Source organism: Serratia sp. BNK-17, from assembly GCF_048684935.1.
Taxonomy (GTDB): Bacteria; Pseudomonadota; Gammaproteobacteria; order Enterobacterales; family Enterobacteriaceae; genus Serratia; species Serratia nematodiphila.
On record NZ_JBLQTR010000001.1, the window covers coordinates 2,948,583 to 2,961,110 of the forward strand.

Sequence of the window (12,528 nt, forward strand, 5' to 3'; positions counted from 1 at the left end):
GCAGCCTTTTGTCTATCAGGGGCGTCAGTAATTTTTGCGAATGCGGATCGCTTCTTCTACCCACTCAGCCAAATTGTCTTTTATATGGTTATAGACATTGGTGCTGGTCGAATAAGGCGGATCGTAGGCTTTGGCGATTGTGGAAAGCTTTGCGTCACCCAGCTTAATGTAATCCAACGGGTTTTTACCTTTCGTGGTTTGGTCGCCGGCGCTGTCTTTCAAATTGTGTATATACACCACCAGCACGCCCATGCCTTTTTTCCAGGCCTCGCAGATTTCGAAATTAATCCATTTGCGATTAGCGGTATCTTTACCGGCGAGAATCACGGCGCAACTGCGATTGTCCAACTGGCTTTTGATCCAATCGGCAATGGCTTTATCGCCGCCTTTTTTCACTTCCTCCCAATCGTTATCCGTGGCTGGCCGGTTACCTTCCAGCGTGCCCATTTCGCGTACCTGAGAGGCGCGCCAGTTGTCCGGCTCATAATGGAAACTGTAAAAGCATTTTCTGGTCATCGGGGGTTATCCTTAGCAATGATATCGATTAGTGCCAACAGGCATTTTTTCTTCTCCGCCAGGCTGCCCGGTTCGTTAAGCTGATCCAGCAGATTCATGGCGGCGGGGTGGCGGTGGTAGAGGGTTTCTTTCATTTCCTCCTTGATTTTCCGGTAGATCTCGGCGGATGCGCTGCCGGTACAACCGATAGGAATGCAGACGCAGCCTTGTTCCGTGGCGATCTGGAACTCTTTCAATAAACCGTCGGCCAGCACGTATTCGTCCTCGGCGTTACGTTTGTTGCCGAACAAAAAGATCGCGATGCCGCTGAGCGAAATCATGTTCTGACGGTATTCGTGCCAAAGCTCTGGCAGCGCTATGCCGCCGCTGGCGAATTGGGGGAAAGGGCGCAGCACCAGCTGGCTTTCGCTGATTTTTCCCTGGCTGTCGTAAATGGCTTCCAAGGCGCCGTTGATCACCGCCGTGCCTACGCCCCAGCCGAAGCCGTTGACGATGCGGTACTGTTTGCGGATAAGCAGGCGCGCCAGACGATGTATGAACTGGATGGACTCTTCACGGGCATAAGGATGGTAGTTGTCGGCGCTGCCGGAGATAAACACCGTGCTTTTCTTAAACTGCGTTTCGATGGCATACAGCAGGTCGGTGATTTGCCGATAGTCATCCACCAGCAGCGTTTGAATGCCGTAACGGCGCAGATCGTTGATCATCAAGCTTTGTTTACGGCTGTTGTAGTCACAGGACGCCTGATCCTCGCTACCGTTATCGCCGAGCTGGACGCGCCGCATAATGCAGTAGTGATTTCTTTTCCCTTCGGCATACTGTGCATAGAGGCGGCTCAACACATACTGCAGATTGGGATCTTCGAAGCTGAAACCGATAAACAGAAACGTTTTAGCGGTCAGTTCCGCCATCAGCATGTTGATAAAGGGAAGGTGTGTGCGGGAGTAAGTCTCGTATTGTTCGCGGGTGATAATCGCCTGGTTGGGATTTCTATAGTCACCATGCATTTTATATAAGACAACATCACGTTTGTGAATGTTGTTGGTCAGGCTTTCCGGTGTGGTTTTAACGTCGCAGACGCGATTATAACGGGCATAGGTTTTTTCAATCAGGTCGTCGTAGTTGGTGGTCCAAAGTGACGCTATCGGTAATCTGGCGATAATCCGGTGGTTTTCTGTTTCTTCCGCCTGTTCAGCGAACTCTGTAATGATTTTTTGATTTATCTTATGTCTGTTGCCTTTTTCATTGAGGTGATACTGCGCCAGGGAAATAAGATCGCTCTCTTTTTCGATATCCAGCTCCAGTTCATAAGCGATATCGCCGATAAGCTCTTTCCAGCTGACGAAACCGGCGGGGATGGACAGCCCGGCGCCGGCAAACAGCGCAGCGCTGCCAGCCTTAATATCATTAACGTAATCACGAATAAACAGTTCTATATCACGGTTAAACATGAGGTTATTCCCGATATTGTTTTTCTTTATTGGTTAACTAATAACTATGTTTTTTATGCATTAATTATTAAAATAGAACTACAAAGATAAAAGGGTGAATTAACTTTGTAAACTCTTCTTGTTTGTTTTTGTCGATATTGAGTGTGTTATTTTTATATTGAATTTATTTGTTTTTATTATTCGTTTTTTTAATTTTAATATTAATTAAATGCACTCTGGGTAATAAGCTGCAGTAGCTGTGGCATATGCGCATTTTTTCCGCGTTGTGATTTAGATCAAACAAAAATAATTCTCATTATTATTGATTGGTGGCATAAAATGTATATACTCCGCTAAGGTATGTAAATTAACGTAAATAGATGTATTTAAATGTGTGCATGGAAGCCGAGGATTTGGCCTGTGCTTTTGGCGTTTTGCAGCTCGGCGTGGTGCGCGGAAATCACCAGCCCTGCCGATCGCGACAGCATTACCCAACAGCAGAAAACGTTGCTGGAACAGGCCCAGCAACAGCGCGAGGCGCTGCAAAATAACGTTGAATTGCCGGCGTTACCGCTGCCTGTGCCAGCCGCCGCAGGAGCGGTTTGCCAGCCGGTGCGGCAGATTGTTTTTGAGAGCGCCGAGCATCTTTCTTGGTCGGTGAAAGAAAGCCTGGCGCGCCCGTATCAGGGAAGCTGTCTGACGCTGGAGCACATCAACCGTCTGGTGCGCGAAACCACCAATGCTTATCTGCAACGCGGCTATGTCACTTCGCAGGCCTGGCTGCAGGAGCAGGATATCTCCCGTGGCGTGTTGGTCATCAGCGTCAGCGAAGGGCGAATCGAGTCCATCACGCAGAGCGGCGAGCAGACGCCGGCGTTGAAGATGGCGTTCCCCGGCCTGGTCGGCGACGTATTGAATCTGCGCGATATCGAGCAGGGCATGGAGCAGCTCAACCGGCTGGCTTCGCAGCAGGTGACCATCGATATTCAACCTGGCGAGCAACCCGGCTTTTCCAAAGTGGTTTTGCTGCGTGGCGCCACGCGCGCGCCGGTCTCTTTCTCTTTCGGCGCCGATAACAGCGGCCAGAAAAGCACCGGCACCGGGCAGATGAATGCCGGCGTGGTGCTGGACAACCCGCTGCGCCTGGCCGACCAGTGGTCGCTCTCCGCAGCGCGCAATAACGATTTCAGCCCGCATCATCGCAGCCGCAGCCTGAACGGCAGCGTCAACTTACCCTATGGCTATTGGCTGTTCAGCTACCAGTACGCCTGGAACGATTTTTTCCAGCAGGTGCCATTCAACGGCGCGGCTTACCGCTATCAGGGCAATAACCAGACCCAGCGTTTAGGCGCCAACCGCACGTTGCTGCGGGATGGCAAACGCAAGCTGGCCGTCGATATCGGGCTGGCGCGGCGCACCACGGAAAATAAGCTGGCGGGTGAACGGTTGGGCGTCAGCAGCCCGACGCTCAGCATTGCCAGCCTGGGCCTCAATTACAGCGCGGTCGCGGGCGGCGGCTATATGACGCTGAACCCGACGGTAAGCCGCGGGCTGCGCATGCTGGGCGCCACCGCCGACGATCCGGAGCGCGACGGAGCGCCGCGCAGCGAGTTCCGCAAGCTCAGCCTGAGCGCCAGCTACTTTTACCCACTGACGCCGTCGCTCTATTACCTGACCTCCGCCTACGGCCAGGCCAGCGCCGATAATCTGTATAGCGGGGAGCGGCTCTCCGTCGGTGGGCAATACTCGGTGCGCGGCTTCAAGGAGCAATATCTGACCGGCAACCGCGGCGCCTACTGGCGCAACGAACTGAACAAGCAGCTCGGCACTGTGCCGGTCATCGGTGACGTTTCGCTGACCGCTGCGCTGGACGGCGGCTGGTTGCGCAGCGAGGCACATCGGGTGGATGGCGGCAGCATAGCCGGTGCCGCCCTGGGTCTGGCAATGAATAACAGGATGTTCAACCAGTCGTTCACCGTTGGCAAACCGCTGGTGCACCCGAACAGCCTGAAACCCGATATTTGGGTGGCCTACTGGCAGGCCACCGCCACGTTATAACGCCAGCACACAGCATCGGCGCTTGCATGCGCTCAAAAACCAACATCCTTTCAAAGGAATGAGCATGGATAAGTTCAAACATCCGCTGGCGCGGGGCGCTAGTTACCTGCTGATTTACACCACGGCGGTGACGCCACTGCACCCGGCGTTTGCTGCCGGCATCAACGCCGCCAACGGCAATACGCAGGTACAGCAGGGCAATGTGCCGGTAGTCAATATCGCCACGCCCAACGCGGCGGGCATTTCGCATAACAGCTATAAAGATTTTAACGTGGCAGCCCCCGGGGCCGTATTGAACAACGCCACCGCCGCCGGTCAGTCGCAGTTGGCCGGGCAGTTGAATGCCAACGGCAATCTCAAAGGCAAGGCCGCGGAGCTGATCATCAACGAAGTCACCGGCGGCAGACGTTCCGAGCTGCAGGGCAAACTCGAGGTGTTCGGCAATAAAGCCAACGTGATGATAGCCAACCCCAACGGCATCACCTGCGACGGCTGCGGTTTTATCAATGCGCCGGGCGTGACGCTGACCACCGGCAAACCGCAGTTCGACAAGCAGGGCGCGCTGGAGGCGCTCGAGGTGAAAAAAGGCAGTGTCATCATTGGCAGTAAAGGGCTGGATGGCTACAGTGCCGACTACGTCGATATCCTCAGTCGCGCCACCGAAGTGAATGGGCAAATCAACGCCAACAATCTGTCGCTGACACAGGGCGCCAACCGCGTCAGTTTTAAAGACGGCACCATCAAGCCGATCGCCGGCGAAGGCGCCAAACCAGTGTTGGCGGTGGACACCAAGGCACTGGGCGGCATGTACGCCAACAAAATCCGCCTGGTGGCCAATGAGGATGGGGTAGGGGTTAACCTGAAAGACCTTATCACCAATCAGCGAGATATCACGCTGAACGTGAACGGTAAAATCACCCTTAACGGCACTACGCACAGTAAGACCGACCTTAACGTCAGCGCGAAAGAGCTGCTTGTAGCGCCATGGAGCGTGGTACAGGCGGATCAGGACGCTACGCTGGCCAGCCAAACGCTCACAAACGCCTGGCAAATTACCGCCAGCCGCGATATTCGCGTGTTCAGCGATACGGTGCGTAACATAGGTGCCGATACCAAAATCCATGCCAATAACAATCTGTGGATCCAGAAGGACGCGCAGGGCAACAAGGCTAACCTGATTGAAAACCGCTCAGCGACCATCAAGACTAATAGCGGTGATTTGGTTATACGAACTGAACGCTTGAATAACGTTGTTGATAATTTTGTCATGGGGGAACGTCCTGATAAAGTTGATGAAGAGGGCATGCGGCTTTTTGGTGAGATATATAACGCACGAAAAACGGGGAATATTCGCGACCGGAATGATTTTTATAATAATGACCTGAAGGTTACAAATGATTATTTCAAGATTGAATGCAGTGATGGGTGGGAGTGTGTTGCGGGTATATACACTCCTCGGGATATTTGGATAAATAATGAAACAAAGAAAAAATTTGTTCAAGGAGTATCAGCCGCAGGTCGTATTGACGCTGGCGCTAATCTGTATGTGAACGCATCCTCGCTTTATAATCATTTAAGTGAAATTCGTGCTAATAAAAATATTATTTTGACAGGAAGTGATTTGACTCTGAATAGCCAAGCTATTGGCTCGCTCAGAACTTATACTCGCTTCTCTCCAGATACGGATGTATATGGCGAATATAAAAAAATTGGTTGGATCCTTCCTCCTTTGAGTTTTATTCGTGCCGACGGAGCATCCCAAGCTTGGAGGAATGAAGGGAACATCAATTCAGTCATTTCTGCTGGGGGGAATCTGGTTGCTGATTTTAAAAACACCATTAACTTTGATACTGCACTCCCTTATGATCCCACGCGAACTCAAGAGGTCGGTATTGCTCCACGTGCGAAGGCCGTCAACGCAAATAACATTGTGATGCATGCCAATAATATTTTTATTACAGATGGCGTTGGCGCACGTACCGACTTGACCATCCAGGCGGACGATCAGGTCAACCTTGGTCAGGCCGCACTGTCTGCCGGCAGAGAGCTATCGATAACGGCTATCAACAATATTGACGCTTGGCAAAGCCGACTTCAGGGTGCACAGGTTAATTTGATCAGCCGCTCAGGGGATATCAAAAGCCATTCAGCAATAACAACCCGCTATTTTCATCCCGATGGCAACGTGGCATTTGCCAACATCACGGCCAATGACCTGACGGTGAATGCAGGAAAAAACATCTTACTGAATGACACCGAACTGCATGTTGGTTGGAACATCACCGGCATGGCAGGAAAAAGTTTCACGATCTTCAATAACGATCGTTTATTGCCCCCGTCGGCTCTACTCACAAGTACTGAACGTGTCTCTGGCCAGCAGCATTTTAATCGGGCGTTTGCCGCACCTGGCAAGGCAGAGGTGAGAGAAAACATCACGATTATTGCCGGTGAAAATATCGATCTGCCGGGAACCTATCTGAAAGCAACATTGGATATGGTGTTGAACGCAGGAAAAAGTGTTCTTCTCGGACTAAGAACGGTTAATCCAAGCTATAGCCATTATTTTAGTTCATCCCGAACGCCCGAATTGCGTGCCAGTATCAACGGCATGCGCAGCCTGCAGATTTCAGCCGGCATGGATATCGCCGCACCGGGGGCTTATCTTTATTCGGACGGTAATGTTACAGCCTATGCTGGCCGTAATCTCTGGTTGGGTTCGCAGGGCTATTCGTATCTTGATGCTACCAACGACAACAACAGGGACGATCGCCACCTAACCACTTTTGTGCGTGCAGGGAAAAACTTGACGTTGGCGTCGAACGAGGAGCTGTCGGCCAGTGGTTCGGCATTGTTGTCTGGTGGTGATATGACATTGAGCGCCGGCGGCAACATGCGTTTTGACGCGGTGCAAAATTATACCTATCGGGAGGGAGGTAACGAGTATACGGAAAGCCTGGCCCAACAAGGCAGTGAACTCAACGCGGGCGGTCTGATGACCGTTATTTCCAACGGCAGTATCTTGTTCCAGGCCACTAAATTGACGGCTAAAGGGGCGTTGGATGTGGCCGCTAAAGGCGGGTATCTCTATGCCCAGGCAATGGAAGAATCTAGCCACTACGAAAAGAAAGAGGTTAAGCGTAAGTGGTGGGGTAAAAAAAACGAGGTTAAGCAAACCCGTCACGACGTCGTCAATAAGGTCACTGAGTTTTCTGCCGGCGATGACATCAACCTGCTGAGCCGCGACGACAGCACCTACGAGGCCAGTAAAATTGCGGCTGGGCAAAATGCACGATTGACCAGTGCACAGGGCAAAATCAACTTCCGTGCAGTAAAAAATACCGGATTTGAACAAACGGTTACGTCTTCTAAAGGATTTTATATTACTCAGTCCAACCGGGGCTATGAAGACAATAAATGGGTGTTGCCAAGTATTTATACAGGCGGAAAGTTAACGGTTGATGCGGCTCAGGGTATTACTGCTGACGTAAAGTTGAAGAACGGCCAGACATTGCAAAACGCGGTAGCCGCGTTGGGCAATACACCGGGTACGGACTGGCTCAAAGATCTCAATACCCGTAACGACGTGCAGTGGTCTGTGGTTAAGGACGCTTATGATAGCTGGGACTACAAGAGCCAGCACCTGAATCCGGCGGTCGCGGCGGTGATTGCCATCGCAGCGGCGGCGGTTACCGCAGGAGCCGGTCTTGCTGCAGCGGCCGGCCAAAGTGCCGTGACCGCCACCGGTGTGGCCGGTGCGACCGCTTCGTCGGCAGTGTATGGCTCGGCTTACGCCGGCATGACGTCGCTGGCTTCCCAGGTGGCGGTGGCACTGGTCGATAATCAGGGCAATTTGTCAAAAACCCTGAAAGTATTGGGCAGTAGTGAGACGGTCAAGGCGACGGCGACGGCAATGGCAATTGGTGGTGCACTGGCGGGCTTTGATCAGGTGCTGGACACCAATGTGCCGGCAGACAAGGCGCGATTGCCAGCGCTGATAAAGGACGAGGGGTGGAGCAAGATTGCTCAGCGTGTAGCGGGGCAATCGGTCATCAGTTCCAGCCTGAATACCGCCATCAACGGCGGCAGCTTCAAAGACAACTTGACCAATGCGCTGTTGGCGAACATCGGCAGCCAGGTTCAGGCCGAGGGCGCCAATCTGATCGGGGATAACGGTCAGGTTCTCGATATACCGGGCCGGGCCGTAAGTCATGCCGTTCTGGCGGGCGTGGCCGCAGAAATCGGCAAGGGTAATGCCAAAGGCGCGGCGGCCGGGGCGCTGGCGGCGGAGCTGGCCGGGGTGATATTGGGCGACAATATTATCAAGCCGGAGGAGTGGCAGAAGAAATCGGAACAGCAGGCGCAGATGGCACGAGTACTGGGCGCTGCCGCAGGCGCAGTCTTCACCGGCAAGCCTGATGGTGCTTACAGCGGTGCCATCGGTGGTGAGAATGCGTTCCGATACAACTATCTCAGCCACAAACAGCAAGAATTGATGGAGAAAGATTTGGCGGCCGCGAAATCGCTGCTGGATAAAGCGTTGGTGTTGGCTAGTTGGGGAATAACGAGTCATACGCAGGATGGCGCCTTTGCGGCGGGTGTAGTCTCCGGCATCCCGGTTGAAATCAGCGATACGGTGGATGGTTTAGTCGCCGTGGCCAGCAATCCACGTGAGGCCGCGGATGCATTAATAGCTCTGATAAAGAGCGATGACCGCTTCTCGATTATCGGCGAAAGTGTAAGACAGGAATACCTGGGGCGGGTCGAAACATTCAAGACAAAATATGAAAATGCGGGCGTGGATGGCGCTTATGGTGCAGGTCTGGAGTTCGGTAAACTGACGATGGCTGGGCTAGGGCTGTTTGCAGGGGCGGCCGGCGCAGGTAAGCTGGGTGTTAAGGTGACTACCAACACCATTAAGGCAGCTGAGAAGGCTGCATTTAAATCGCCCAATCTCGTTGGTCTAAGCCAACAGATGCAGAAGTTAATCAAAGATGCTGAGGGGATATCTACGGCGAAAGGGATACAAGTTACTTCACCACGCGATTTAAATGAGCAAGTTCTTTGGAATATAGTGAGAAACAACCCAGAGCACGGAACCCCACTGAAAGGATTGAATAATGACTCTCGTTTCCCGGTTGAAGCAGGATTCCAGAAAATGGATGCAACACATTATTTGCCTGATGGAAGTACAATAAGCATTCATTATCAGTTCAACTCGAACACAGGCAAGGCGTATGATATGAAGATAACCTCACCCAAACGTAGTACTATTCAACCCGGCCCCTCATTGAATGAAGGTAAAAAGCCATGATAGTTCAAATGAAAGATGGTAAAGAGATCAATGTGTTTGCTATTTACTGGGTCGAGTTCAACTCACAAACAGTAGTTTTGGGTTTGCCGAGAAATAGTGGTGGGTTGACGGCAATTAATATGGATTCAGTAACTGTTGTTGATCCTCGATTAGAGGGGCAGTTTGTTTATTATGATCATGGGGTTTTTCATCATTCTCTTATTGACGAGAGTCTATTGGATGATGTGCTTGAATATGATGAGAAAGCATATGTTCGGTTCTTATCTATTTTGAAATCAGAAGGGCTTATAGACCAAGATTTTTACTGAGAAAAACCACCTTTGTCAGGCTACAGATTTTTCGGTGAAAATGTGAAATTTAATGAGAACGGCTCTTCGGAGCCGTTTTCTGTTTTTATCGTCCCCGCCCAGAAACCCGCAGCACCACCCCCACCAGCAGCAACGCGGCCCCCGAGGCATAGAGCGGGAACCAGCGTGTCCACCAGAGCGGGGAAAATAGCTGAGTGCTATTGGGATCTGCAGGCGCGTAGCCGCTATAGGTATTCAGCCCGGCGGCGATGGCGAGCATCGTCAGGCCGATAAAAAGCAGCAGGTTTGAAACGGTCGTCATGGCATTTTTCCTTTGTAGAGGCAGAGGGTTACTCTTACTATCACTATTAATTATTTTTCGATTAATTATCTTGGGGAATATTATTCATTTTCTTATTAATCAGGCTATTTCCTGACGATAAAGAGCATCCCTTAATACTAGCTTCTTATTTCCCAATAAAAAACCCGCCTGGGCGGGTTTTCTCTTTTTCTCGCTAAGCGTCACTTCACCAGCGGCTTATCATTGGGCGTTTTGAACTTCGCCAGATATTGCGGCTGGAAGATGCACATGCGCAGCACGGTGCGGTATTCGCCGTTGACGAAGAACTCGTCGATCAGCTCGCCTTCCACGTTGAAGCCCAGCTTGCTGTAGATGTGGATCGCCTTCGGGTTCTCCTTGTCGACGATCAGGTACAGCTTATACAGGTTCAGCACCGAGAAGCCGTAGTCCATCGCCAGACGGGCGGCGGTGCTGGCGTAGCCTTTGCCCTGGTGGGCGGGATCGATGATGATCTGGAACTCAGCGCGGCGGTGGATGTGATCGATCTCCACCAGCTCCACCAGGCCGACCTTGGCGCCTTCGTGCTCGATGATAAAGCGACGCTCGCTCTGATCGTGGATGTGTTTGTCGTAGAGATCGGAAAGCTCGACAAAGGCTTCGTAGGGTTCTTCAAACCAATAGCGCATAACGCTGGCGTTGTTGTCCATCTGGTGGACGAACGACAGATCGTCCCGTTCCAATGGGCGTAACCTGACGCTGGCAGTGCTGGACATGTGGGCTCCTCTGTGCCGTGAAATTGTGCAAAGTATAACGTCCCGGGAAGGGGGAAGGCGAAAAAAAACGGCGCCGCACGGGCGCCGTTTAGGCAAGGTTCAGGCTGCGCGCATCAGTCGGCGGCGTGACCCTGCTCAGGCAGGCGTTCGCCGTCCAGCCAGGCGGCGCCATCGCGCATCGCCAGGCGGCCGTCGACGAACCAGCTCACTACCAGTGGATAGATCGTGTGTTCCTGGGTTTGCACCCGTTCAACCACGTCATCCTCTTCATCGTCAGCGAAAATCGGCACCTTGGCCTGCAAGATCACCGGGCCGCCGTCGAGCTGTTCGGTCACGAAGTGCACCGAGGTGCCGTGTTCGCTGTCGCCGTTGTCGATGGCCTGACGGTGGGTATGCAGCCCCGGGTATTTCGGCAGCAGGGAAGGATGGATGTTCAGCATGCGGCCGGCATAGCGCTGCACGAACTGCGGGCTGAGGATGCGCATGTAGCCGGCCAGCACCACCAGATCGGGCTGATGTTGGTCGATGGCGTCCGCCAGCGCAGCGTCGAACGCCGCGCGATCGGCGTAAGCCTTGGCATCCAGCGCCTGGGCGGCGATGCCCGCCGCTTCGGCGCGTTGCAGGCCGTAAGCCTGCGCCTTGTTGCTGAACACCGCTACGATCTCGGCGGCGATGCGGCCCTGCTGGCAGGCGTCAATCAGCGCCTGGAGATTGCTCCCCTGGCCGGAGACCAACACCACGATCTTTTTCATCAGTTGATGACCACTTGTTGTTCGTCGGAAGAGGCGGTCAGTTTACCGATTTTCCACGCTTTTTCACCTGCCGCGGTCAGCAGCGCGATGGCCGTTTCCACTTCGGCTTCCGGCAGGGCGATGACCATGCCTACGCCGCAGTTGAAGGTGCGGTACATTTCATGACGGCTGACGTTGCCGGCCTGCTGCAGCCAGGTGAACACCGCCGGCCACTGCCAGCTGGCTTCGTCGATCACCGCCTGCATGCCTTCCGGCAGCACGCGCGGAATGTTTTCCCAGAAGCCGCCGCCGGTGAGGTGAGCGATGGCGTGGACGTCCGCCTTCTCGATCAGTTCCAGCACGGACTTCACGTAAATCTTGGTCGGCGCCAGCAGGTGGTCGGCCAGCGGTTTGCCTTCCAGCTGGGTGGCGGTCGGATCGGTGTTGCTCACTTCCAGGATCTTGCGCACCAGCGAGTAGCCGTTGGAGTGCGGGCCGGAAGCGCCCAGGGCGATCAGCGCATCGCCGGACTGCACTTTGCTGCCGTCGATGATCTCGGATTTTTCGACTACGCCGACGCAGAAACCGGCCACGTCGTAATCTTCGCCGTGGTACATGCCCGGCATTTCAGCGGTTTCGCCGCCCACCAGCGCACAGCCGGACTGCTTGCAGCCTTCGGCGATGCCGGTGATCACGCTGGCCGCGGTGTCCACATCCAGCTTGCCGGTGGCGTAGTAGTCGAGGAAGAACAGCGGCTCGGCGCCCTGAACCACCAGATCGTTGACGCACATCGCCACCAGATCGATGCCGATGGTGTCGTGGCGTTTCAGATCCATCGCCAGACGCAGCTTGGTGCCCACGCCGTCGGTACCGGAAACCAGCACCGGCTCGCGGTATTTCTGCGGCAACGCACACAGGGCGCCAAACCCGCCCAGACCGCCCATCACTTCCGGGCGACGGGTCTGTTTAACTACACCTTTGATGCGATCTACCAATGCGTTGCCTGCATCGATATCGACACCTGCGTCTTTATAGCTGAGAGAGGTTTTGTCGGTCACTGCGCGATTCCCCACGACGGTTTGCGGTTTGAAAACTGTGCTTCCGATGTTGATTCCGGAATA

At 53.5% G+C, this 12,528-nt stretch carries 9 protein-coding genes; 3 read left to right on the plus strand and 6 right to left on the minus strand.

The genetic code is table 11. From position 1 onward, the window contains the following. Positions 1–24: 24 nt before the first annotated feature. Both ACMGF7_RS13950 and ACMGF7_RS13955 read right to left on the minus strand, forming a co-directional pair. On the minus strand, positions 25–516 hold the full coding sequence (locus ACMGF7_RS13950) for a TIR domain-containing protein (RefSeq protein ID WP_049239877.1): 492 nt from the start codon (positions 514–516) through the stop codon (positions 25–27). Next, the gene (locus ACMGF7_RS13955) at positions 513–1,967 is read right to left on the minus strand and encodes an SIR2 family protein (protein WP_164095073.1); all 1,455 of its coding nucleotides are present in this window, start codon (positions 1,965–1,967) and stop codon (positions 513–515) included. Before ACMGF7_RS13955 ends, ACMGF7_RS13950 begins: the two co-directional genes overlap by 4 nt. 369 nt (positions 1,968–2,336) lie before the next feature. On the opposite strand from ACMGF7_RS13955, the gene ACMGF7_RS13960 reads away from it, so the two are divergent. The 3 genes from ACMGF7_RS13960 to ACMGF7_RS13970 all read left to right on the plus strand — a co-directional run bounded on the left by ACMGF7_RS13960 (position 2,337) and on the right by ACMGF7_RS13970 (position 9,623). Beyond that, a complete protein-coding gene (locus ACMGF7_RS13960) occupies positions 2,337–4,004 on the plus strand; it encodes a ShlB/FhaC/HecB family hemolysin secretion/activation protein (RefSeq protein WP_273875488.1) in 1,668 nt (555 codons plus the stop codon). A gap of 64 nt (positions 4,005–4,068) precedes the next feature. Then, complete coding sequence (locus tag ACMGF7_RS13965; RefSeq protein ID WP_420286484.1) at positions 4,069–9,315, plus strand: DUF637 domain-containing protein; 5,247 nt, start codon at positions 4,069–4,071, stop codon at positions 9,313–9,315. A gap of 8 nt (positions 9,316–9,323) precedes the next feature. Next, entirely contained in the window at positions 9,324–9,623 is a 300-nt protein-coding gene (locus ACMGF7_RS13970) for a hypothetical protein (protein WP_244664511.1), read from the plus strand. Positions 9,624–9,708: 85 nt separating this feature from the next. Here ACMGF7_RS13970 and ACMGF7_RS13975 read toward each other — a convergent pair whose 3' ends face one another. The 4 genes from ACMGF7_RS13975 to purM all read right to left on the minus strand — a co-directional run bounded on the left by ACMGF7_RS13975 (position 9,709) and on the right by purM (position 12,465). Further along, positions 9,709–9,924: a hypothetical protein gene (locus ACMGF7_RS13975; protein WP_154747544.1), complete on the minus strand. Its 216-nt coding sequence runs from the start codon at positions 9,922–9,924 to the stop codon at positions 9,709–9,711. A gap of 200 nt (positions 9,925–10,124) precedes the next feature. Then, positions 10,125–10,676: a spermidine N1-acetyltransferase gene (gene speG, locus ACMGF7_RS13980; RefSeq protein ID WP_004941631.1), complete on the minus strand. Its 552-nt coding sequence runs from the start codon at positions 10,674–10,676 to the stop codon at positions 10,125–10,127. A gap of 113 nt (positions 10,677–10,789) precedes the next feature. Next, positions 10,790–11,428 carry a phosphoribosylglycinamide formyltransferase gene (purN, locus tag ACMGF7_RS13985; protein WP_063990481.1) on the minus strand — a complete coding sequence of 213 codons (639 nt, stop codon included), beginning with the start codon at positions 11,426–11,428 and terminating at the stop codon, positions 10,790–10,792. Next, positions 11,428–12,465 (minus strand): phosphoribosylformylglycinamidine cyclo-ligase, encoded by a 1,038-nt coding sequence (gene purM, locus ACMGF7_RS13990; RefSeq protein ID WP_033632401.1) that lies wholly within the window; start codon positions 12,463–12,465, stop codon positions 11,428–11,430. The genes purN and purM overlap by 1 nt, the downstream gene beginning before the upstream one ends. Positions 12,466–12,528 lie beyond the last annotated feature (63 nt).